At 70.1% G+C, this 21,657-nt stretch carries 28 protein-coding genes; 23 read left to right on the forward strand and 5 right to left on the reverse strand.

What is annotated here, in order from left to right; all coding sequences use genetic code 11:
* Positions 1 to 4: 4 nt before the first annotated feature.
* The 17 genes from F3H32_RS03050 (at position 5) to cysE (ending at position 13,715) form a co-directional block, all read left to right on the forward strand.
* Positions 5 to 1,204 (forward strand): phage portal protein, encoded by a 1,200-nt coding sequence (locus F3H32_RS03050; RefSeq protein ID WP_149764315.1) that lies wholly within the window; start codon positions 5 to 7, stop codon positions 1,202 to 1,204.
* Complete coding sequence (locus tag F3H32_RS03055) at positions 1,205 to 1,438, forward strand: GTA head formation protein, RCAP_rcc01685 family (protein ID WP_024843692.1); 234 nt, start codon at positions 1,205 to 1,207, stop codon at positions 1,436 to 1,438.
* Positions 1,419 to 1,976, forward strand: coding sequence for an HK97 family phage prohead protease (locus tag F3H32_RS03060; protein WP_149764317.1), 558 nt, complete (start codon positions 1,419 to 1,421; stop codon positions 1,974 to 1,976). Before F3H32_RS03055 ends, F3H32_RS03060 begins: the two co-directional genes overlap by 20 nt.
* A 23-nt stretch (positions 1,977 to 1,999) precedes the next feature.
* Positions 2,000 to 3,166, forward strand: a complete 1,167-nt coding sequence (locus tag F3H32_RS03065) for a phage major capsid protein (protein ID WP_115756749.1) — start codon at positions 2,000 to 2,002, stop codon at positions 3,164 to 3,166.
* 126 nt (positions 3,167 to 3,292) lie between these two features.
* The gene (locus tag F3H32_RS03070) at positions 3,293 to 3,922 is read left to right on the forward strand and encodes a head-tail connector protein (protein ID WP_149764319.1); all 630 of its coding nucleotides are present in this window, start codon (positions 3,293 to 3,295) and stop codon (positions 3,920 to 3,922) included.
* Positions 3,919 to 4,269, forward strand: coding sequence for a head-tail adaptor protein (locus tag F3H32_RS03075; protein WP_149764321.1), 351 nt, complete (start codon positions 3,919 to 3,921; stop codon positions 4,267 to 4,269). The genes F3H32_RS03070 and F3H32_RS03075 overlap by 4 nt, the downstream gene beginning before the upstream one ends.
* Positions 4,266 to 4,685: a DUF3168 domain-containing protein gene (locus F3H32_RS03080; RefSeq protein ID WP_149764323.1), complete on the forward strand. Its 420-nt coding sequence runs from the start codon at positions 4,266 to 4,268 to the stop codon at positions 4,683 to 4,685. The genes F3H32_RS03075 and F3H32_RS03080 overlap by 4 nt, the downstream gene beginning before the upstream one ends.
* A gap of 12 nt (positions 4,686 to 4,697) precedes the next feature.
* The gene (locus F3H32_RS03085) at positions 4,698 to 5,111 is read left to right on the forward strand and encodes a phage major tail protein, TP901-1 family (RefSeq protein ID WP_149764325.1); all 414 of its coding nucleotides are present in this window, start codon (positions 4,698 to 4,700) and stop codon (positions 5,109 to 5,111) included.
* A complete protein-coding gene (locus F3H32_RS03090) occupies positions 5,062 to 5,430 on the forward strand; it encodes a gene transfer agent family protein (RefSeq protein ID WP_149764327.1) in 369 nt (122 codons plus the stop codon). Before F3H32_RS03085 ends, F3H32_RS03090 begins: the two co-directional genes overlap by 50 nt.
* Positions 5,427 to 5,639: a phage tail assembly chaperone gene (locus F3H32_RS03095; protein ID WP_149764329.1), complete on the forward strand. Its 213-nt coding sequence runs from the start codon at positions 5,427 to 5,429 to the stop codon at positions 5,637 to 5,639. Before F3H32_RS03090 ends, F3H32_RS03095 begins: the two co-directional genes overlap by 4 nt.
* Before the next feature lie 19 nt (positions 5,640 to 5,658).
* A complete protein-coding gene (locus F3H32_RS03100; RefSeq protein WP_149764331.1) occupies positions 5,659 to 6,324 on the forward strand; it encodes a phage tail tape measure protein in 666 nt (221 codons plus the stop codon).
* A 1-nt stretch (position 6,325) separates the two neighbouring features.
* Positions 6,326 to 6,958: a DUF2460 domain-containing protein gene (locus F3H32_RS03105; RefSeq protein ID WP_149764333.1), complete on the forward strand. Its 633-nt coding sequence runs from the start codon at positions 6,326 to 6,328 to the stop codon at positions 6,956 to 6,958.
* A complete protein-coding gene (locus F3H32_RS03110) occupies positions 6,955 to 7,773 on the forward strand; it encodes a DUF2163 domain-containing protein (RefSeq protein ID WP_149764335.1) in 819 nt (272 codons plus the stop codon). The genes F3H32_RS03105 and F3H32_RS03110 overlap by 4 nt, the downstream gene beginning before the upstream one ends.
* Positions 7,770 to 8,192 carry an NlpC/P60 family protein gene (locus F3H32_RS03115; RefSeq protein WP_149764338.1) on the forward strand — a complete coding sequence of 141 codons (423 nt, stop codon included), beginning with the start codon at positions 7,770 to 7,772 and terminating at the stop codon, positions 8,190 to 8,192. The genes F3H32_RS03110 and F3H32_RS03115 overlap by 4 nt, the downstream gene beginning before the upstream one ends.
* 14 nt (positions 8,193 to 8,206) lie before the next feature.
* Complete coding sequence (locus F3H32_RS03120; RefSeq protein ID WP_149764339.1) at positions 8,207 to 12,097, forward strand: baseplate multidomain protein megatron; 3,891 nt, start codon at positions 8,207 to 8,209, stop codon at positions 12,095 to 12,097.
* A complete protein-coding gene (locus F3H32_RS03125) occupies positions 12,090 to 12,812 on the forward strand; it encodes a DUF2793 domain-containing protein (protein WP_149764341.1) in 723 nt (240 codons plus the stop codon). Before F3H32_RS03120 ends, F3H32_RS03125 begins: the two co-directional genes overlap by 8 nt.
* 63 nt (positions 12,813 to 12,875) lie before the next feature.
* Positions 12,876 to 13,715, forward strand: coding sequence for a serine O-acetyltransferase (cysE, locus tag F3H32_RS03130; protein WP_149764343.1), 840 nt, complete (start codon positions 12,876 to 12,878; stop codon positions 13,713 to 13,715).
* Here the strand turns inward: cysE and F3H32_RS03135 are convergent.
* On the reverse strand, positions 13,712 to 14,770 hold the full coding sequence (locus F3H32_RS03135; RefSeq protein ID WP_149764345.1) for a quinone-dependent dihydroorotate dehydrogenase: 1,059 nt from the start codon (positions 14,768 to 14,770) through the stop codon (positions 13,712 to 13,714). The two genes, cysE and F3H32_RS03135, sit on opposite strands and share 4 nt — an antisense overlap.
* A complete protein-coding gene (locus F3H32_RS03140; protein ID WP_149764636.1) occupies positions 14,767 to 15,141 on the reverse strand; it encodes a DUF952 domain-containing protein in 375 nt (124 codons plus the stop codon). The genes F3H32_RS03135 and F3H32_RS03140 overlap by 4 nt, the downstream gene beginning before the upstream one ends.
* Before the next feature lie 82 nt (positions 15,142 to 15,223).
* Between F3H32_RS03140 and F3H32_RS03145 the strand changes: the two genes are divergently transcribed.
* Positions 15,224 to 16,825, forward strand: coding sequence for a bifunctional metallophosphatase/5'-nucleotidase (locus F3H32_RS03145; protein ID WP_149764347.1), 1,602 nt, complete (start codon positions 15,224 to 15,226; stop codon positions 16,823 to 16,825).
* A 42-nt stretch (positions 16,826 to 16,867) separates the two neighbouring features.
* Here F3H32_RS03145 and F3H32_RS03150 read toward each other — a convergent pair whose 3' ends face one another.
* Complete coding sequence (locus tag F3H32_RS03150; RefSeq protein WP_149764349.1) at positions 16,868 to 17,218, reverse strand: ArsR/SmtB family transcription factor; 351 nt, start codon at positions 17,216 to 17,218, stop codon at positions 16,868 to 16,870.
* Positions 17,219 to 17,403: 185 nt separating this feature from the next.
* Here F3H32_RS03150 and F3H32_RS03155 point away from each other — a divergent pair, with 185 nt between their 5' ends.
* From F3H32_RS03155 to F3H32_RS03175, 5 genes are all read left to right on the forward strand, one after another.
* Positions 17,404 to 17,745 carry an AtpZ/AtpI family protein gene (locus F3H32_RS03155; RefSeq protein WP_115756002.1) on the forward strand — a complete coding sequence of 114 codons (342 nt, stop codon included), beginning with the start codon at positions 17,404 to 17,406 and terminating at the stop codon, positions 17,743 to 17,745.
* A 2-nt stretch (positions 17,746 to 17,747) separates the two neighbouring features.
* A complete protein-coding gene (locus F3H32_RS03160; RefSeq protein WP_115756003.1) occupies positions 17,748 to 18,494 on the forward strand; it encodes a F0F1 ATP synthase subunit A in 747 nt (248 codons plus the stop codon).
* 58 nt (positions 18,495 to 18,552) lie between these two features.
* Positions 18,553 to 18,786: a F0F1 ATP synthase subunit C gene (locus F3H32_RS03165; protein WP_010394077.1), complete on the forward strand. Its 234-nt coding sequence runs from the start codon at positions 18,553 to 18,555 to the stop codon at positions 18,784 to 18,786.
* A 77-nt stretch (positions 18,787 to 18,863) separates the two neighbouring features.
* Positions 18,864 to 19,514: a F0F1 ATP synthase subunit B' gene (locus tag F3H32_RS03170; protein ID WP_188128576.1), complete on the forward strand. Its 651-nt coding sequence runs from the start codon at positions 18,864 to 18,866 to the stop codon at positions 19,512 to 19,514.
* Positions 19,511 to 20,065, forward strand: a complete 555-nt coding sequence (locus F3H32_RS03175) for a F0F1 ATP synthase subunit B (RefSeq protein WP_149764350.1) — start codon at positions 19,511 to 19,513, stop codon at positions 20,063 to 20,065. The genes F3H32_RS03170 and F3H32_RS03175 overlap by 4 nt, the downstream gene beginning before the upstream one ends.
* A gap of 182 nt (positions 20,066 to 20,247) precedes the next feature.
* Here the strand turns inward: F3H32_RS03175 and F3H32_RS03180 are convergent, their stop codons facing one another.
* A complete protein-coding gene (locus F3H32_RS03180; RefSeq protein ID WP_149764352.1) occupies positions 20,248 to 20,895 on the reverse strand; it encodes an OmpA family protein in 648 nt (215 codons plus the stop codon).
* 158 nt (positions 20,896 to 21,053) lie between these two features.
* Entirely contained in the window at positions 21,054 to 21,650 is a 597-nt protein-coding gene (locus tag F3H32_RS03185; RefSeq protein ID WP_149764354.1) for a methylated-DNA--[protein]-cysteine S-methyltransferase, read from the reverse strand.
* Positions 21,651 to 21,657 lie beyond the last annotated feature (7 nt).

Here is a 21,657-nt window from a genome sequence, read left to right on the forward strand (position 1 = left end):
AGCCATGGCATTTCCCTGGTTCGGGCGGGGGGCTGCGCCCACAAGGCCGCCCGGCGCGGTCGAGACGAAGGCCAGCGCCGCCGGCAAGCTGGTGGCGCTGGCGGCGGGGTCGGGCCGGGTGGTCTGGTCGCCGCGCGACACGGTCAGCCTGACGCGGCTGGGCTTTGTCGGCAATCCGGTCGGGTTCCGCGCCGTGCGGCTGATCGCCGAGGCCGCCGCCGCCGTGCCGCTGATCTGCCAGGACCGCGAGCGCCGCTATGAGGTGCATCCGGTGCTGGACCTGATGCGCCGGCCCAATCCCGGCCAGGGCCGGGCCGAGCTGTTCGAGGCGCTTTACGGCCAGATCCTGCTGAGCGGCGACGGCTATCTTGAGGCGGTGGGCGGCGGGCCGGCGGGCCTGCCGGCCGAGTTGCATGTGCTGCGTTCGGACCGGATAGCGGTGGTGCCGGGGGCCGATGGCTGGCCGGTCGCCTATGAATATGGCGTCGGCGGGCGCAAGGTGCGCTTCGACATGGCCGGCAGTCCCGATCCGATCTGCCATATCCGCAGCTTTCATCCTCTGGACGACCATCACGGGCTGTCGCCGATGCAGGCGGCGGCGGTGGCGGTGGATGTGCATAACAGCGCGTCGAGCTGGTCCAAGGCGCTTTTGGACAATGCGGCGCGGCCCAGCGGCGCCATCGTCTACAAGGGCGCGGACGGGCAGGGCAGCCTGTCGCCCGACCAATACGAGCGGCTGGTGACGGAAATGGAGATGCATCACCAGGGCGCGCGCAATGCCGGGCGGCCGATGCTGCTGGAGGGCGGGCTGGACTGGAAGCCGATGGGGTTTTCGCCCAGCGACATGGAGTTCCACCAGACCAAGCTGGCCGCCGCGCGCGAGATCGCCCAGGCCTTTGGCGTGCCGCCGATGCTGATCGGCATTCCGGGCGAGGCGACCTATGCCAATTACGCCGAGGCGCATCGGGCCTTTTACCGGCTGACGGTGCTGCCGCTGGTGTCGCGCGTGGCCGGCGCCCTGGGCTGGTGGCTGTCCGAGCATCTGGGGACCGAGATCGACCTGCGCGCCGATCCCGACCAGGTGCCGGCTTTGGCCGAGGAGCGCGACCAGCATTGGAAGCGCGTCGGCGAGGCCGGCTTCCTGACCCCGGCCGAGAAGCGGGCGGCGCTGGGGCTGCCGCCTTTGGCCGATGCGGAGGGGTAGATGGAGGGCTCGCGTTTCGTCAAGGAGCCCTTCGACTGGCACGACCAGCGCCTTGAGACGCAGGAGCGGATCATGGCGCTGCAATTTTCCCAGGTGGAGCGCCGGCTGGAGCGCATCGAGGCGCTGATCGAGGGGCTGGAGCGGCGGTTGTGGATGACCGTCTATGGCGTCGTCGCGGTCATCCTGACCCAGGCGGTGCAGTCGATCCTGGAATATGCGCCGAAAGGAGGGTGAGGTGAGTTCGAAAGATTACCGGCTGGAGTTGAAATATGCCGCCGGCGGATCGCTGGTGGCCGAGGGCACAGGGATCGAGGGCTATGCCAGCCTGTTCGGCCTGGCCGACCAGGGCGGCGATGTCGTGGTCCGGGGCGCCTATGCCGCCAGCCTGAAGCGGCTGGCGGCGCGGGGCGATCGGGTGCGGATGCTGTGGCAGCACGATCCCGCCCGGCCCATCGGCGTCTGGGAGGAGATCCGCGAGGACGAGAAGGGGCTCTGGGTCCGGGGGCGGCTTTTGCCCGAGATCGCCCAGGCCCGCGAGGCGGCGGCGCTGGTCGCGGCGGGGGCCATCGACGGGCTGTCGATCGGCTATCGCACCATCGCGGCCGAGCGCGACGGCAAGGGCCGGCGCCTGCTGTCCGAGGTCGAGCTGTGGGAGGTGTCGCTGGTCACCTTTCCGATGCTGGCCGAGGCCAAGGTCGGCACCAAGTCCGATGCCGGCCACGAGATGGCGGCGGCCTTTCGGGCCGCGACGCTGGCGCTGCGCGCCAAGTGAGTTTCACCGAAACGGAGGGGATCATGACCGAGGTGAAAGCCGCGGCCGGGGCGGATGTGCCCGGCGACCTGGGGGCCGAGATGCTGGGCTTTGTCCAGGAGTTGAAGGCATTCCGCAGCGAGATTCAGAACCGATTGGAAGCACAGGAAACACGCATGACCATGCTGGACCGCAAGACGATTTCCCGCCCCCGCGCGCCGCTCGCGGCCGAGGCCGACCAGGGCGCGCCGCACCAGAAGGCCTTTGACGCCTATATCCGCCATGGCGACGACGGCGCGCTGCGCGGGTTGCCGCTGGAGGGCAAGGCGATGACCACCACCAGCGACGGCGGCTTCCTGGTGGCGCCGACGGTGGCCATGCAGGTGCAGGAGGCGCTGAACGTCACCGCATCATTGCGCCGGGTCGCCAATGTGGTGGCGGTAGAATCCGCAAGCTACGAGGTGCTGGTCGATATGGGCGACATCGCCCATGGCTGGGCGACCGAGGCCGCGGCCCAGGCCGAGACCGGCACCCCCAGCGTGCAGCGGGTGGTGATCCCGGTGCATGAGCTTTCGGCCATGCCCAAGGCCAGCCAGCGGCTGCTGGACGACGCGGCCTTCGATGTCGAGACCTGGCTGGCCGGGCGCATCGCCGAGAAATTCGCCCGCGCCGAGGCCACGGCTTTCATCAGCGGCGACGGGGTGAACAAGCCGCGCGGCATCCTGACCCATGCCAAGGCGCCGAACGGCAGCGCGACCAATGTGCAGATCGGCACCATCCCTTCGGGCGGGACCGGCGATTTCGCCGCCACCAACCCGGCGAATGCGCTGATCGACCTGGTCTATGCGCTGGGCGCGCAATACCGCGCCAACGCCAGCTTCGTGATGAACTCCAAGACCGCCGCCGCGGTGCGCAAGATGCGCGATGCGGACGGCCGCTTCCTGTGGGCGGACAGCCTGGCCATGGGGCAGCCGGCGCAGCTTCTGGGCTATCCGGTGCTGGTCTGCGAGGACATGCCCGACATCGCCCAGGGCTCGCATTCCATCGGGTTCGGCGACTTCCGCTCGGCCTATACCATCGTCGAGCGGCCGGACCTGCGGGTGCTGCGCGATCCCTTCTCGGCCAAGCCGCATGTGCTGTTCTATGCCACCAAGCGGGTGGGCGGCGGCGTCACCGATGCGCGGGCCGTCAAGCTGATGGTCTTCGGCTGATCCGGGGCCGAAGCGGGGGCCGCGCCGGGGATCTGCGCCCTGCTGGCAAGTGCAACTGTCCGCGCGCGCGAGGGTGCAGCGGCGCGGCCCCCTTAGCCCGAAGCCCTGCGAATGGGAGAGACGAGGATGATGCTTGTGGAAGTGACGGCGCCCGCAGCCGCGGCGCTGCCCGTCGCGGTGTTGCGCGACCATCTGCGGCTGGGAACCGGGTTCGGCATGCCGGGCGATGGCGCCGGGGACGGGGCCGAGACCGCGGCGCTGGCGGGTTTCCTGCGCGCGGCCATCGCCACCGTCGAGGCGCGCACCGGCAAGGTGCTGCTGGCCCGGCGGTTCCGGCTGCGGCTGGAGGCATGGCGCGACCCCCAGGGCCAGCCCCTGCCGCTGGCCCCGGTCGAGGCGGTCGAGACGGTCGAGATCGCCGATGCGGCCGGCGCGGTCGCGGTGGTCGATCCGGCGGCCTGGCGGCTGGTGGCGGACATGCAGCGGCCGGTGCTGGCCCCGGTGGGGACGGTGCTGCCGGCGGTGCCCCAGGGCGGGTTCGCCGAGATCAACTTTCGCGCCGGGTTCGGGGCGGAATGGGCGCAGGTGCCGGCCGACCTGGCGCAGGCGGTGCTGCTGCTGGCCGCGCGCTATCACGAGGATCGCAGCTTCGAAGGCTCGGCCGGGGCGCTGCCCTTTGGCGTCGGCGCGCTGATCGAACGCTGGCGGTCGGTCCGGGTGCTGGGGGGGCGCGGCAACCCGCGCGGCCGGGCATGAGGCGGCCGCGGCCGAGCGTGCCGCTGGTCGTGGAAACCCCGGACCGGGTGCCCGACGGGATGGGCGGGTTCCGCCTGACCTGGCAGGAGGTCGGGCGCATCTGGGCCGAGATGCGGTCGGGCGCCGGGGCGGAGCGCGGCGCCGAACTGGGGGCGCAGAGCGTCGTGACCTGGCGGATCATCGTCAGGGCGGCGCCTGCCGGCGATGCCCGCCGCCCGCGCCCCGAGCAGCGGCTGCGCCTGGGCGAGGGCGCGGCCGCCCGGCGCTTTCGCATCGAGGCGGTGGCCGAAAGCGATGCCGGCGGCCGCTGGCTGGTCTGCATCGCCAAAGAGGAGACGGGGGCATGAGCTACCTTGGAACGGCCGCGCTGCAATCAGAGGTCTATCGCGTGCTGCGCGAGGACGGGGCGCTGCGCGACCTGGTGGGCGACGCGATCTATGACGCCATGCCGGTGGCGGCGCCGGCGGGGGTGCATGTCTCGCTGGGCCCCGAAGAGGTGCGCGACGCCGGCGACATGACGGGCGGCGGCGCGGTGCATGATTTCGTGGTCTCGGTCCTGTCGGGGGCCGAGGCGGCGGGCGGCTTTGGCGCCGTCAAGGCGGCGGCGGTCGCGGTCAGCGAGGCGCTGGAGGGCGGCGAAATGGTGCTGGAGCGCGGGCATCTGGCGGGGCTGTGGTTCCTGCGCGCCCGCGCCCGGCGGGTGGAAAACGGCGCGGGGCGGCGGGTCGATCTGACCTTTCGCGCGCGCATCGACCTGGGTTGAGGAGAAACGGCGATGGCGGTGCAGAACGGACGCGACCTGCTGATCAAGATGGACATGACCGGCGACGGCCATTTCGAGACCGTGGCGGGGCTGCGGGCGACCCGGCTGGGCTTCAATGCCGAGACGGTGGACGTGACCAGCCTGGAAAGCCAAGGGCGCTGGCGCGAATTGCTGGCGGGCGCTGGGGTGCGCTCGGCCAGCATCTCGGGGTCGGGGGTGTTCCGGGACGGGACCACGGACGAACGCGCGCGGCAGGTGTTCTTTGACGGCGAGGTGCCGCGCTTCCAGGTGGTGATCCCGGATTTCGGCACGGTCGAGGGGCCGTTCCAGATCACGGCGCTGGAATATGCGGGCAGTTACAATGGCGAGGCGACATATGAGATTTCCATGGCAAGCGCAGGCGCGATCAGCTTCGTCGCCTTCTGAAGCCGTCAACCCGCTGGCGGGCGAGGTCGAGATCTGGCTGGACGGGCGGCGCCATGTCGCCCGGCTGACCCTGGGCGCCCTGGCGGGGCTGGAGGCGGACCTGGGCGCGGAAAGCATGATCGCGCTGGTCGAACGCTTCGAGGGCGGGCGGTTTTCCAGCCGCGACGTGATGGCGGTGTTGGTCGCGGGCCTGCGGGCGGGCGGCTGGCCGGGCGGCATGGACGCCTTGGCCGCGGCCGATCTGCGCGGCGGGCCGGTGGCGGCCGCCCATGCGGCGGCGGCGCTTTTGGCGCGGGCCTTTCGCATCGAGGGGACATGAGCGGCGGGCTGGACTGGCCGGGGCTGATGCGCATGGGCCTGGGCCCGGCGCGGCTGGGCGGGCTGGGGCTGCGGCCCGCCCAGTTCTGGGCGCTGACCCCGGCCGAACTGGCCCTGATGCTGGGCGTCGAGCCGGGGCGCCGGGGCGCGATGACGCGCGACCGGCTGGCGGAACTGGTCGCGCGCTATCCCGACCGGCCCGCAGGTTAGCATGAAAGGAGGCGCCGTCATGGCAGAGAAGGACGGATTGGACCGGCTGGACGAGGACGGGCCGGCGCTGGGCTGCGGCCTGGAGCAAAGCAGCCGGCTGGCGGCAGAGTTCGACGCCGAACTGGGGCGGCTGCGGCAGTCGATGGTCTATACCAACCGCGAGGTCGGCACGCTGACAGCGGGCATCGGCAGCGGGCTGCGCCGGGCGTTTTCCGGGCTGGTCCTGGACGGCATGAAGCTGTCGGACGCGCTGAAGGGCATTGCCCGCAGCATGGCCGACAGCGCCTTCGCCGTGGCGATGAAGCCGGTCGAGCAGGCGCTGGCCGGGGCCATCGCGCAGGGGGTGAACGGCATGGTTTCGGCCGTGCTGCCCTTTTCCCAGGGGGCGGCGTTTTCGCAGGGGCGGGTGATGCCCTTTGCCAAGGGCGGCGTGGTCAGCCAGCCCACATATTTCCCGATGCGCGGCGCGACCGGGCTGATGGGCGAGGCCGGGGCCGAGGCGATCATGCCGCTGCGCCGCGGTGCGGACGGGCGGCTGGGGGTCGCGGCGGCGGGCGGCGGCGGGCGGCCGGTCAATGTGACATTCAACGTCTCGACCCCCGACGTGGCGGGATTCCAGCGCAGCCAGAGCCAGATCGCCGCGCAGATGGGCCGGCTGCTGGCGCGCGGGGAAAGGAACGGCTGAGATGGCATTTCACGAGATCAGGTTCCCGGCGAACCTGTCCTTTGGCTCGGTCGGCGGGCCAGAGCGGCGGACGGAAATCGTCGCGCTGACCAACGGCCACGAAGAACGCCGCACGCCCTGGGCGCATTCGCGGCGGCGCTATGACGCCGGGCTGGGCCTGCGTTCGCTGGACGACGTGGCGGCGCTGATCGCGTTCTTCGAGGCGCGGGCCGGGCAGATGCACGGGTTTCGCTGGAAGGATTGGGCGGATTGCAAGTCCTGCGCGCCAAGCGGGACGGTGAGCTTCCAGGACCAGGAGATCGGCATGGGCGACGGGGTGCGGCGCGAATTTGCGCTGCGCAAGGGCTATGCCTCGGGTCCGGTACGCTATTGGCGGCCGGTGGCCAAGCCGGTCCAGGGTACGGTGCTGGCCGGGGTGGGCCAGGTGGAGCTGCGCGCCGGGGTGGATTTCGCGGTCGATTGGGCGACGGGGGTGGTCCGTTTCGTCGCGCCGCCCGAGCGGGGGGGGGTGGTCACGGCCGGGTTCGAGTTCGACGTGCCGGTGCGCTTTGACACCGACTGCATCGCGGTCTCGGTCGCGTCCTTCCAGGCGGGCGACCTGCCGCAGGTGCCGGTGGTGGAGGTGCGGCTATGAGCGAGACGATCGCGCGGGCCTGGGCGGTCGAGCGCCGCGACGGGCTGGTGCTGGGATTTACCGATCACGACCGGGGCTTGGGCTTTGACGGCATCGCCTTTCGCCCCGATAGCGGGCTGAGCGCGCGGGCGCTGGTGCAGGGATTGGGCCTGTCGGTGGACAATAGCGAGGCGGTGGGGGCGCTGTCGGACGGCGCCATCACCGAGCGCGACCTGATGGCCGGGCGCTGGGACGGCGCCGAAGTGCGGCTGTGGGAGGTGGACTGGACCGATTCCGCGAACCGGCGGCTGCTTTTCCGCGGCCATCTGGGCGAGGTGGTGCGCAGCGGCGCGGCCTTCCGCGCCGAGTTGCGCGGCCTGTCCGAGCCATTGGGCCGGGCGCAGGGGCGGGTCTATCACCCGCGCTGCTCGGCCATGCTGGGGGATGGGCAGTGCCGGTTCGACCTGGGCCGCCCCGGCTATGCCGCCGAGGGCGTGGTCGAGGCCGAGGACGAGGGCCGGCTGGTCCTGTCGGGCGTCGCCGGCCATGACGCCGGCTGGTTCGAGCATGGCCGGCTGGTGGTGCTGGCCGGCGCGGCCGAGGGGCTGTCGGGCCTGGTCAAGGCCGATGCCGCCCTGCCGGGTGCGCGGCGCGAGGTCGAGTTGTGGACCGCGCTGGGCATCCGGCCCGCTGTAGGCGACCGGGTGCGGCTGGAAGCGGGCTGCGACAAGCGGGCCGAGACCTGCCGAATGAAGTTCCTGAACTACCTGAACTTTCGAGGCTTTCCGCACCTGCCGCCCGAGGACTGGCTGATCGCGCCCAAGGTGAACCGATGAGCGCGGTCGTTCAGGCGGCGCGGGGCTGGATCGGCACGCCCTATGTGCACCAGGGCTCGGCCAAGGGGGCGGGGACGGATTGCCTGGGGCTGGTGCGCGGGGTGTGGCGCGAATTGTGCGGCGCCGAGCCCGAGGTGATGCCGGCCTATACGCCCGACTGGGGCGAGGCGGGCGGGACGGAACTGCTGCTGGGCGGGGCGGGGCGGCTGCTGCGGCCCGCGCCCGACGAGCGGCCGGGCGATGTGCTGGTCTTTCGCATGCGGGCGGGGGCGGTTGCCAAGCATATGGGAATACTGGCGGAAATCGGCGCGCGGGGCAGTTTCATCCATGCCTATGACCGGCATGGCGTGGTCGAAAGCCCGCTGTCGGCGCCGTGGCGGGCGCGGATCGCCGGGCGATTCCGGTTTCCGCCGCGGTAAGGGAAAGGGAAGCAATGGCGACGATTCTGCTGGCGGCGGTCGGGGCATCGCTGGGTGCGGGCTTTGGCGGCACGGTTCTGGGGCTTTCGGGCGCCGTCATCGGCCGGGCGCTGGGCGCAAGCCTGGGCCGGGCCATCGACCAGCGCCTGCTGGGCGGCGGCTCGAAGGCGGTCGAGACGGGGCGCGTGGACCGGATGCGCATCCAGACCGCGGGCGAGGGCACGCCGGTCGCGCGCATCTGGGGGCAGATGCGGGTGCCGGGCCATGCGATCTGGGCCGGCCCGCTGGTCGAGACCCGGCGCAGCCAGGGCGGCGGCAAGGGCTCGGGGTCCAGCGTGACCCAGATCGGCTATCGCGCCAGCCTGGCGCTGGCGCTGTGCGAGGGGCCGATCCTGGGGGTCGGGCGCATCTGGGCGGATGGCGAAGAGGTCTCGGCCGATGCGCTGAACATGCGGGTTTACCTGGGCGACGAGGAGCAATTGCCCGACCCGGCGATTGCCGCCGAGGAGGGCGAGGCGGCGCCGGCCTATCGCGGCTTGGCCTATGTCGTGCTGGAAGACCTGGCGCTGGAGAAATGGGGCAACCGGGTGCCGCAACTGTCCTTCGAGGTCACGCGGGCGGCCAGGCAGGGTCGGGGCCTGTCGCGCGAGGTGCAGGGGGTGGCGATGATCCCCGGCACCGGCGAATATGCGCTGGCGACCACGCCGGTCAGCTATGACATGGGCCTGGGCGAGATGCAGGTCGCGAACCGCAACAGCGCGCTGGGGGCGACGGATTTCCTGGCCTCGATGGCGACGCTGGGGCGGGAATTGCCGCGGGTCGGCTCGGTCTCGCTGGTGGTGTCGTGGTTCGGCGACGATCTGCGGGTCGGCGAATGCGCGGTGCGGCCCAAGGTCGAGGACCTGTCGCGCGACGGCCAGGGCATGGCCTGGCGCGCCGGCGGCATCGGGCGCGATGCGGCGCAGGCGGTGGCGCGGGTGGACGGGCGGCCGATCTATGGCGGCACGCCGGCCGACGGCTCGGTCATCGAGGCGCTGCGGGCGATCGCGCAAAGCGGGCGCAAGGCGGTGTTCTATCCCTTCATCCTGATGGAGCAGCTTGCCGGGAACGGCCGGCCCGATCCCTGGAGCGGGGCCGCGAACCAGCCGGTCATGCCCTGGCGCGGGCGCATCACCACCAGCGTCGCGCCGGGGCGCGAAGGCAGTCCCGTGGGCACCGAGGCGGCCGCCGAGGAGGTGGCGCGGTTCTTTGGCACGGCCGAGCCGGGGGATTTCAGCCGCGACGGTTCGGTGATCCGCTATGACGGGCCGGAGGAATGGTCCTATCGCCGGTTCATCCTGCATTACGCGCATCTTTGCGCCGCGGCGGGCGGGATCGACGCCTTCCTGATCGGGTCCGAGATGGTCGGGCTGACGACGATCATGGCGGCGGGGCATTCCTTTCCGGCCGTGCAGCAGTTGCGGCGGCTGGCGGCGGATGTGCGCGGCATCCTGGGCGAGGCGGTCAAGGTCGGCTATGCCGCCGACTGGTCGGAATATTTCGGCCACCAGCCCGGCAATGGCGACGTGCATTTCCACCTGGACCCGCTTTGGGCCGACGAGAACATCGACTTTGTCGGCATCGACAATTACATGCCGCTGTCGGATTGGCGCGATGGCGAGGATCACCTGGACGCCCATCACGGGCGCATCGACGATCCGGCCTATCTGCTGGCCAATGTCGCGGGCGGCGAGGGCTATGACTGGTATTATGCCAGCGATGCCGACCGGCAGGCGCAGCGGCGCACGGCGATCCATGATGGCGCGCATCACGAGCATTGGATCTGGCGCTACAAGGATATCCGCGGCTGGTGGCAGAACGCGCATCACGACCGGATCGGCGGGGTGCGGCAGGCGCAGCCTTCGGCCTGGGTGCCGGGCCTGAAGCCCGTGTGGTTCACCGAGATGGGCTGCGCGGCGCTGGACAAGGGCACCAACCAGCCCAACAAGTTCCTGGACGCGATGAGTTCGGAATCGATGCTGCCGTATTTCTCGGACGGGCGGCGGGACGACCTGGTGCAGGCGGCCTATCTGCGGGCGATGACCGGGTTCTGGGGCGATCCGGCGAACAATCCGGCGCGGGCCGCCCATGGCCGGACCGGGGCGGGGCGAATGGTGGACATGGCGCGCGCGCATGTCTGGTGCTGGGACGCGCGGCCCTATCCGGCCTTTCCGGCGCGTCTGGACCTGTGGTCGGACGGCCCGGCATGGCAGCGCGGGCACTGGCTGAATGGCCGCGCCGGCGCGGTGCCGCTGGCCGATGTGGTGGCCGAGATCTGCCGCGAGGCGGGGGTGCGGGCATTCGACGCCGAGGGGCTGCGCGGGCTGGTGCGCGGCTATGCGCTGTCGGGGGCCGAAAGCGGGCGCGCGGCCTTGCAGCCTTTGATGCTGGCGCATGGCTTCGACGCGGTCGAGCGCGACGGCGTCTTGCGCTTTGTCATGCGCGGCGCGCGGGTCGATGCCGAGCTTGGCCCCGGTGACATGGCGCTGGCCGAGGAGGTCGAGGCGGTGGAAGTTTCGCGCGCCGCCGATGCCGAGATGGTGGGCCGCATCCGGCTGACCCATGTCGAGGCGGGCGGCGATTATGCCGCGCGCACCGCCGAGACGGTGATGCCGGGGGCCGAGTTCCTGGCGGTCTCGGACAGCGAACTGGCGATGGCGCTGACGCGGGCCGAGGGGCGGGCGCTGGCGGAACGCTGGCTGTCCGAGGCGGCGGTGGCGCGGGACGCGGTGCGCTTTGCCCTGCCGCCCTCGCTGGGGCATCTGGGGCCGGGGGACGTGGTGCGGCTGGCCGAGGGGGCGGCCGAGGCCAAGCGCTGGCGCATCGACCGCATCGAGCGGGCGGGCGCGATCACGGTAGATGCGGTGCGGGTCGAGCCAGGGGTCTATCGCCCGGCCCGCGTGGTCGAGGGCGAGGCGGCGCTGCGCCCCTTTGTCCCGCCGATCCCGGTCTGGCCGGTTTTCCTGGACCTGCCCTTGCTGCGCGGCGACGAGGTGCCCCATGCGCCGCATCTGGCGGTGACGGCGACGCCCTGGCCGGGGGCGGCGGCCGTCTGGGTCTCGACCGAGGAGGCGGGGGGCTATGCGCTGAACGCGACCCTGGCCGAGCCTTCGGTCATGGGGGTAACGGAAGGGCCGCTTTCGGCGGCGCGGCCGGGGGTCTGGGACCGCGGGCCGGCGCTGCGGCTGCGGGTCAAGGGCGGCAACCTGCGTTCCGCCAGTGCCGAGGCGCTGCTGGCGGGGGCGAACCTGCTGGCGATCGGCGACGGCTCGGCCGAGGGCTGGGAATTGCTGCAATTCCGCGATGCGCGGCTGGTCTCGGCCGGGGTGTGGGAGGTGTCGATGCGGCTGCGCGGGCAGGCGGGGACGGATGCCTTCATGCCGGCGGTCTGGCCCTCGGGCAGCGTGGCGGTGCTGCTGGACGGGGCGGCGGCGCAGGTGGAACTGGCGCCCTCGGCCCGCAACCAGCTGCGGCATTGGCGCATCGGGCCGGCGACGCGCAGCCCGGACGATCCCAGCTATCGCCATATCGCCGCGGCGTTCCGCGGCGCCGGGCTGCGGCCGCTGTCGCCCTGTCACCTGGCGGTGCGGGGCCGGGTCGTGACCTGGGTGCGGCGCACGCGGATCCAGGGCGACGGCTGGGACGGGCCGGACGTGCCGCTGGGCGAGGCGCAGGAGCGTTACGCCGCCCGGCTGGTCCGGGACAGGCAGGTGCTGGCCGAGGCGGTGCTGGCCGAGCCGCGCTGGGCGGTGCCCGATGGCGTCTGGTCCCAGGCCGCGGCGGGCGGCGGCTTTGCCGTCGAGGTTGCCCAGCTTTCCGACACGTTCGGGGCCGGGCCCCATGCAAGGAGGATGATCCATGTCTGAGAACACGACCGCGAATTGCGCCCTGCCGCTGCTGATGCCGGCGCAGGCGCAGAAACATGTCACGGTGAACGAGGCGCTGATGCGGCTGGACGGGCAGGTGGACCTGGTGCTGCAAAGCCTGACCCGCATCACCCCGCCCGAAACGGTGGTGGATGGGCTATGCTGGGGCGTGCCGCAGGGCGCGGTCAACGCCTGGGAGGGGCAGGGCGGCAAGATCGCCGTCGGCGCGAATGGCGGCTGGGTCTTTGTCGAGCCGGGCTTCGGCCGGCGGGCGCTGGTCGCCGACCAGGGGGTGGTGGCGATCCATGGCGGGGCGGCCTGGGTGCCCGGCGCCGTCACGCTGGGCCAGCACGGATCGGGGCTGCTGGCGCGGCAATTGCACGAGGATGTCACGCTGGGCGCGGGCGCCTGGTTCGAGACGGCGATGGCCGTGCCGCCCGGCGCGCTGGTCATCGGCGCCACCGCGCGGGTGCTGGAGGCGATCACCGGCAGCGCGACATCCTGGTCCTTGGGCACGGCGGGCAGTTCGGACAGCCTGACGCGTTTCGGCCAGGGCCTGGGCAAGGCACAGGGGTCCTGGGCGCGGGGGATGCTGTCGCCGCCGATGGCCTTTTGGGAGCCGACGCCGCTGCGGCTGACGGCCTCGGGCGGGCAGTTCGCCGGCGGCCGGGTGCGCGTCGTGCTGCATTGGTGGGAATTGCGGCTGCCGGATTGACGCCTTTTCCACCCCGGCGGTTTGCGTTAGACTCGGCCGGATGAAACGCATGGGCGCATTTGGATGAACTTGCAAAAAGACATGATCGAGCCCTTGTCGGACGCGCGGGACGCCCCGCGCGATTCGGTCTGGGGCCGCATCCAGCGCGAGGCGCGCATCGCCGTGCGCGACGAGCCTTTGCTGGGCGCCTTGATTCATGCCGGGCTGTTGCACCATGCCACGTTCGAGGCGGCCCTTGCCTATCGCTTTTCGCTGAAGCTTGCCTCGCGCGAGATGAGCGAGCAAATCCTGCGCGAGATCGCCGACGATGCCTTTGCCCGCGCGCCGGAACTGTCGGCGGCGGCGCAGGCGGATTTGCTGGCGGTCTATGACCGCGACCCGGCGACGCATCGGCTGATGCAGCCGATCCTGTTCTTCAAGGGCTATCAGGCGCTGCAATCCTATCGCATCGGGCATTGGCTGTGGCAGCAGGGCCGGCGCGACATGGCCTATTTCGTGCAGATGCGCTGCTCCGAAGCTTTTGGCGTGGACATCCACCCGGCGGCGCGGATCGGCACCGGGGTGATGATCGACCACGCCCATTCCATCGTCATCGGCGAGACGGCGGTGGTGGGCGACGACGTGTCGATGCTGCATTCGGTGACGCTGGGCGGCACCGGCAAGGAAGACGGCGACCGCCATCCCAAGATCGGCAACGGCGTGATGATCGGCGCCGGCGCCAAGGTGCTGGGCAATATCCATGTCGGGCACCATTCGCGCATCGCCGCCGGCTCGGTGGTGCTGGCCGAGGTGCCGCCCTGCAAGACCGTGGCCGGGGTGCCGGCGCGGATCGTCGGCGATGCCGGCTGTTCGGAGCCGTCGAACACGATGAACCAGCTTTTGGGTTACAGCGACCTGTTCTAAAGCCAGTCGGCGTTGCCGCTGCCGGTCAGTTCGGCCAGCGTGACGTTTTCGCGCGCGAGCCGGTCGTCCAGGTCGCGCGCGATCTGCGCCGCCAGCGAAAAGCCCTGATAGACCAGCGCCGAATAGACCTGCACGGCCGAGGCGCCGGCGCGCAGCTTTTGCCATGCCTGCTCGGCCGAGCCGATGCCGCCGACGCCGATCAGCGGCACCCGGCCCTGCGTTTCGCGATAAAGCCGCGCGAGGATGCGGGTGGCGCGGTCGAAAAGCGGCGCGCCGGACAGGCCGCCGGTTTCCCCGGCATCCGGCGAGGCCAGCCCGTCGCGCGACAGCGTGGTGTTGGTGGCGATGATCGCATCGACCGGCGCGGTCAGCGCCACGGCGGCGATGTCGGCCAGGGCGGCATCGTCCAGGTCGGGGGCGATCTTGATGAGCACCGGCGGGCGGTTCGCCAGCGCGTCCCGCGCCGCCAGCACGCCTTGCAGCAGCGCCGCCAGCGCCTGTGGTCCCTGAAGGTCGCGCAGCTTTTCGGTATTGGGCGACGAGACGTTGACGGTCAGGAAATCGGCGTGCAGGCCGGCGATCCGCACCACCTGGGCGAAATCGGCGCTGCGGTCGGCGCTGTCCTTGTTGGCGCCGATGTTCAGCCCGACCGGAATGCCCCGCGGGCGCTGGGCCATGCGCTCGGCGATGGCTTGCGCGCCGTCATTGTTGAAGCCGAAGCGGTTGATGATCGCGCGGTCTTGCGTCAGGCGGAACAGCCGCGGGCGGGGATTGCCGGGCTGGGGCCGCGGGGTGGCGGCGCCGATCTCGACAAAGCCGAAGCCGGCGCGCATCAGCGCGGGCAGGGCGCGGGCATTCTTGTCATAGCCCGCCGCCAGCCCCACCGGGTTCGGCAGGTCCAGCCCGGCAAGGCGGATGCGCAGCCGGTCCGAGGTGACGGGCCGGCCCGGCAGCGGCACCAGCCCCCGCCGCAGCGCCAGGATCGAAAGATCATGCGCGCGTTCGGGGTCAAGCCGATGCAGCGCGGCCATGCCCAGCCGCTCGATGGGGGTCATGACAGCTCTCCCAAATCGTGGCCGGCGGGGCCGAGGGACAGGGGACGAGACCAGACCACGTCGCCCAGGCGCAATTCGCGATAGAGATGCGGAAACAGGTCGCCGCCGCGCGAGGGTTCCCAGCGCAGATCGGGCAGGGCATCGGCGTCCAGCGCCAGCAGGTGCAGCCCCGCTTCGCCGGCGAAATGGCGCGCAAGCGTTTCGGGAAGCTGCGCGGCGGTGGACAGGTGGACATAGCCGTCGGCCAGGTCCACCGGCGCGCCGTCGCTGCGGCCCTGCTGTTGAAGGGCCTGGAACTCGTATGTGCGGAAGATCTTGTAAACCAGCATGACGGTTTCATGCGTCGCGCCATGCGGGCCGTCAAGCGTCATCGCGCCGCGGCTTCGTCGATTGACGGGGCGGCCGTCATCCCCCAATCTGCCTGTCATCCAGATATTCGGGCAAGGGGGTTCGATGAAACGCGGGCTGATGGTTTCGGCGGCGGCGGTGCTGTTTTCCGCCGTCGCGGCGCAGGCGGATTACACGCTGCATGTGCTGCATATCAACGATTTCCACAGCCGGATCGAACCGATCAGCGCCTATGACAGCACCTGTGCCGCCGAGGCCGAGGCGAAGGGCGAATGTTTCGGCGGCGTGGCGCGGCTGGCGACGAAGATCCGCGAATTGCGCGACGGCCTGCGCGCCCAGGGCCAGAACGTGATCGTGCTGGATGCCGGCGACCAGTATCAGGGCAGCCTGTTTTACACCACCTACAAGGGCCGGGACACGGTCGAGTTCATGAACGCCATCGGCTTCGACGCCATGGCGGTCGGCAATCATGAATTCGACGACGGGCCGCAGGGGCTGCAAATCCTGGCGGAAGGGGCGAAGTTTCCGGTTGTCTCGGGCAACCTGGACCTGTCGCAATCGCCCGAGTTGAAGGGCAAGATCGGCGGCACGCTGGTGCTGGAGGTCGGCGGCGAAAAGCTGGGCATCGTTTCGGCCCTGGCGATGGACACGCCCGAGACCGCGGCGCCGGGCCCAAATGTCATCTTCATGGACGACATGGACAGCCTTGGCGCCGATGTCCGGGAACTGACCGATCAGGGCGTGGACAAGATCGTGGCGCTGACCCATTCCGGCTACAAGCGGGACCAGGCGTTCGCCGCCAGCGTGGCCGGGATCGATGCGGTGATCGGCGGGCACAGCCACACCCTGCTGGGCGATATGGAGGGCGCGGCAGGCCCCTATCCGACCATGGTCGAGGGGGCGGACGGCGCCATGGTGCCGGTGGCGACGGCCTATGCCTATGGCAAATACCTGGGCCATCTGGTGCTGACCTGGGACGACCAAGGCAAGCTGATCAAGGCCGAGGGGCAGCCGATCCTGCTGGACGGCTCGGTCGTGCCGGACGAGGCGCTGGCGGCGCGCGTCAAGGAAATGGCCGAGCCGATCGAGCGGCTGAAGCAAAAACGCGTGGCCGAGATCGCAGCGCCCATCGACGGCAGCCGCGAAACCTGCCGGGCGCGGGAATGCGAGATGGGCAGCCTGGTGGCCGACGCCATGCTGGCGCGCGTCAAGGGACAGGGCATCAGCATCGCGATCCAGAACGGGGGCGGCTTGCGGGCCTCGATCCCGGCGGGGGTGGTGACGATGGGCGATGTGCTGGCGGTGCTGCCGTTCCAGAACACGCTGTCGACCTTTCGGCTGAAGGGCGCCGACGTGGTCGCGGCGCTGGAAAACGGCGCCAGCCAGATCGAGGAGGGCGCCGGGCGCTTTGCCCAGGTCGCGGGCCTGAAATACACGCTGGACCACGCGGCCCCGGCGGGCAGCCGGATCAGCGAGGTCATGGTGCGCGACGGCGCCGACTGGGTGCCGCTTGACCCCCAGGCGATCTATGGCGTGGTGTCGCAGAACTACATGCGCGCGGGCGGGGACGGCTATCGCGTCTTTGCCGAAAAGGCGACGGATGCCTATGATTTCGGGCCGGACCTTGCGGAAGTGCTGGCCGATTACCTGGCGAAGCAGGGGCCGGATTTCGCCCCCGGCCTGGATGGGCGCATCACGGTGAAATGACATCGCTGCAAGGGCCGGGCCGATGCCCGGCCCTTTTTGCGTTTATGGCTTCGGCTCGCCGGCGTCGATCAGCGATTGGTGCAGGAAGCGTTCGAAATCGTCCAGGTCCACCGGCTCGAACTGGCCGAAACCCTGCATCCAGACCGAGGCATCGCGCAGCCCGTCGGGTTCCAGCTTGCACCAGATGATGCGGCCGCGCCGTTCCTGCCGGATCAGCCCGGCGGCGGCTAGCACGGCAAGATGCTTGGAAATCGCCGCCAGGCTGATGTGGAAAGGCGCGGCGACATCCGTCACCGCCATGTCGTCTTCCAGCAGCATGGCCAGGATCGCCCGCCGCGTCGGATCGGCGAGGGCAGAGAAAATGGCGTCCAGGCTGGGTTGCTGTGGGTTCATCGGGCTTTCTTAACCTGCGGGTTGAATATGCGGCGGAAGGCAGGGCGGCTGCAAGGCCGCGTTGGCCGGGCGCGGACGATTAGAAAAACGATGCATATTCAATAAGCTGAGATTTCCGCCCGCTTGCTTGACTCGCCGGGCGCGAATCCCTATCACCGCGCCAACCGATAACGGGGGTGTGAGCCGTGGCCGAGGACGACCATGACGCCGCGCGGGCCCGTGACGCGGAGCGGCTGCGCGCGCTGGAGGCCCGGCTGGGCAAGAAGGCCGGCGACAAGGCCCCCTCGCGCGGGGAAGAGCATTTCAGCCAGGCCAACATGGCCTGGCGCATGGTGACGGAGCTGGTGGCGGGATTGGCCCTGGGCTTCGGCATCGGGTTCGGGCTGGACTATCTGACCGGCCTGCAACCGGTCTTCATGGTGGTCTTCGTGCTGCTGGGACTGGCGGCCGGCATCAGGACGATGATGCGGACCGCGAACGAGATAGGCAAGACACCGGGGCGTCCCGGCGACGACAAGGGTGAATGACGATGGCAGAAGAAGAAGCAGGTGGTCTGGTTTTCCATCCGATGGACCAGTTCGTCGTCAAACCGCTGTTTGGCGAAGGTGCGGTGAACTGGTATACGCCGACCAATGCGACGCTGTGGATGGCGCTGGCGGCGCTGGCGATCACCGCGCTTCTGGTCTTTGGCACCCGTGGCCGGGCCATCGTGCCCAACCGCGTCCAGTCCATCGCCGAACTGCTTTACGGCATGGTCCACAAGATGGTCGAGGACGTGACCGGCAAGGACGGGCTGAAATATTTCCCCTATGTGATGACGCTGTTCTGCTTCATCCTGTTCGCCAACTTCCTGGGCCTGCTGCCGAAAAGCTTTTCGCCGACCTCGCATATCGCCGTGACGGCGGTGCTGGCGGTGCTGGTCTTTGCCGGCGTGACCGTGCTGGGCTTTGTCAAGAACGGCGCGCATTTCTTGGGCCTGTTCTGGGTCAGTTCGGCGCCCCTGGCGCTGCGCCCGGTGCTGGCGGTGATCGAGCTGATCTCGTATTTCGTGCGCCCGGTCAGCCATTCGATCCGACTTGCCGGCAACATCATGGCCGGCCACGCGGTGATCAAGGTCTTTGCCGCCTTTGCCGCGGTGGCCGCCATCGCGCCCGTGTCGGTCGTCGCCATCACCGCGATGTATGGGCTGGAGGTGCTGGTGTGCCTGATCCAGGCCTATGTCTTCACCATCCTGACCTGCGTCTATCTGAAGGACGCGCTGCACCCGGCGCACTAAGCCGGGCAGCCAAGGTCTGAAACGAAAAACTCTTTCCAAAGCCTCAAGGAGCATGAACATGGAAAATCTGGGTCAACTGGGACAGTATCTCGGCGCCGGTCTGGCTTGCGTCGGCATGGCGGGCGCCGCCATGGGTGTGGGCAACGTTGCCGGCAACTACCTGGCGGGCGCGCTGCGCAACCCGTCGGCCGCCGCTTCGCAGACCGCCACGCTGTTCATCGGCATGGCCTTTGCGGAAGCCCTGGGCATCTTCTCGTTCCTGGTCGCGCTGCTGCTGCTGTTCGCAGTCTGATCCTTTTGCCATCCTTGCGGTTGGGTGGGGGCATGAGGCGCCCACCCGATTGTGAAACGACCGGCATGGGGTAGGATATGTTCAGCCTGTTGCAACAGACCGCGCCCGTCGTGGTCGAAGAATCTGAAACGGTGGTCATCACCGAATCCGCCGAAGCGGCGGGACATGGCGCCGACGCGGTGGCCGCGGCGGATGCCGCCCATGGCGCGGCCGGCCATGCCGCAAGCGCCCCTGGGATGCCGCAACTGGATTTCACCACCTTCGGCAACCAGATCTTCTGGCTGCTGGTCATCCTGGCGGTGATCTATTGGGTGCTGTCGCGCATTGCGCTGCCGCGCATCGGCGGGGTGCTGTCGGACCGGCAAGGCGCCATCACCGGCGACCTGATGGCGGCCGAGGAATTCAAGCATAAGGCCAAGGAGGCCGAGGCCGCCTATGACAAGGCGCTGGCCGATGCCCGCGCCGAGGCCGGCAAGATCGTGGCCGCCAACAAGGCCGAGATCCAGAAGGAACTGGACGCCGCCATCGCCCATGCCGATGCGGAAATCGCCGCGCGTTCGGCGGAATCCGAAAAGCGCATCGGCGAAATCCGCGCCTCGGCCGTCGAGGATGCGCGTTCCGTCGCGCGTGAAGTCACCGCGGCGCTGGTCGAGAATTTCGGCGGCAAGCCCGACCAGGGACTGGTCGATACGACAGTGGATCAGCGGTTGAAGGGGGTTCTGCAATGAAACGTCTGAGCGTTCTCTTCGCGCTGATGGCAAGCCCGGCGCTTGCGGCTTCGGGGCCGTTCTTCTCGCTGCGCAATACCGACTTCATCGTCACGCTGGCCTTCCTGCTGTTCGTCGGCATCCTGGTCTGGTTCCGGGTGCCGCAGATCGTCGGCGGGCTGCTGGACAAGCGCGCCGAGGGCATCCGCAACGATCTGGCTGAGGCCCGCCGCCTGCGCGAGGAAGCGCAGGAGATCTATGCCAGCTACGAACGCCGCCAGCGCGAGGTGAAATCGCAGGCCGACGACATCGTCGCCAATGCCAAGCGTGAAGCGGTCGCCGAGGCCGAGAAGGCCAAGAAGGTGCTGCAACTGTCGATCGAGCGCCGCCTGAAGGCCGCCGAGGACCAGATCGCCAGCGCCGAATCCGACGCGGTCCGCGCCGTGCGCGATCGCGCCATCCAGACCGCGATCGGCGCCGCGACCGAGATCCTGGGCAAGCAGGCCAGCCCGGCCGAGCGCAGTGCCGGCATCGACCAGGCCATCGACGAAGTGGCCCGCCGCCTGAATTGACCCGACGGAGCCGAAGGATGGGGATGCGTCGAAGCACCCCCTTGGGACAGTGACCGGAACCCCCGAGGCGGAGACGCTTCGGGGGTTTTTCCGTTTCCGGCCCCCTCGCCGTGCTTCGGCGCAAAAGCAAGGGCCGGCCGCCTTTCGGCAGCCGGCCCGCATCCCTACCGTCCCTGCCGGGCTTAGCGGGTCGGCACGATCAGGATCTCGACCCGGCGGTTCTGCGCCCGGCCCGAGGCGGTGTCGTTCGAGGCCACCGGCTGGGTCGCGGCGCGCCCCGTGGTGGTGATGCGCGATTGCGACACGCCACCGGCGCCCAGGATGCCCGCGACCGAACGCGCCCGGCGTTCGGACAGGTCCTGGTTATAGGCGGCCGAGCCGGTGCTGTCGGTATGGCCCACCACCTGGATGGTGCTGTTGGGATATTGGGTCAGGTTGCGCGCGATGGTGTAAAGATCGTTCTGGCCCTGCGCGCCCACCGCGGCCGAATCCGTGGCGAACAGCGTGGTTTCCGGCATGATCACCGACAGGTGGGTCCCGTGGTTGACCACCTGGATATTCGGGTTGTTCAGCGATTGCTGCAAGGCGCGCTGCTGCTGGTCCAGGATCGAGCCGCCGACGGCGCCCGCCGTCGCGCCGATAATCGCGCCCTTGACGGCGTTCGAGCGGCTTTCGCCGGCGCCGATCAGCCCGCCCACCACCGCGCCCGCAACGGCGCCTTGCTTGGTGCGGCTCATCTGCTGGGGCTGGCCGTAGGGGTCGGCCGGCGTGCAGGCGCTGATGGCGATCACGCCGGCCGAGGCGAGAAGCAGCGAAATACGGGTCTTCATTCTTTCACCTTTCTTTTCGGGGCGATCCTACGCCGCCTGTCCTTGCGACGCGGCCGGCTTTCCCCAAGGGTGCCGGCGGCTGATGCCCAAACGCGGTCACATTGGCATGGGTTCCGGGCCAACTCCACAGGAATAGGCGGAAATCGGGCGCGGGCGACTCACAATGCGGCGATGGCGCGAGGGGCGATGGCGGCGCCTTCGCGCGCCAGCAGGGCGCGCTTTACCGCCTCGCCCCAATGATAGCCGCCAATGCGCCCGTCGGTGCGGGTCACGCGATGGCAGGGGATCGCCCAGGAAACCGGGTTCTGTCCCACCGCCGTGCCCACCGCCTGCAATGCGTTCGGGCGGCCGATGCGGCCGGCCAGCATGGCATAGCTGATGACCTGGCCCGGCGGCACCTGGGCCAGGGCGCGCCAGACCTGCATCTGGAACTCGGTCCCGGCCAGGCGCACGGTGATATCGCCCTGCTCGGCCGACAGCGCCCGGATGGCGGGGTCCAGCGCCTCTGGCGCCTCGACGATGCGGGCGCGGGGCCAGCGCCGCGCCAGGTCCGCCTCGACCTGGTCCACGGGCAGGGGGCCGGCAAAGCCCAGGCCCCACAGCGCGCCGCCGGCGCCCAGGGCCACCACCGTGCCAAGCGGCGTGGAAAAGCGCCCGCGACAAAGCACCGCGCCCAGATCCTGCGCCGGCTGGGTGGTGATCGCGACCCGCAGGCCGGGCTGGGCTGGTGCAGGGGTGAAAAGCGTTCGTGTCATCCTTGCC

This window comes from Paracoccus thiocyanatus (assembly GCF_900156255.1).
Taxonomy (GTDB): Bacteria; Pseudomonadota; Alphaproteobacteria; order Rhodobacterales; family Rhodobacteraceae; genus Paracoccus; species Paracoccus thiocyanatus.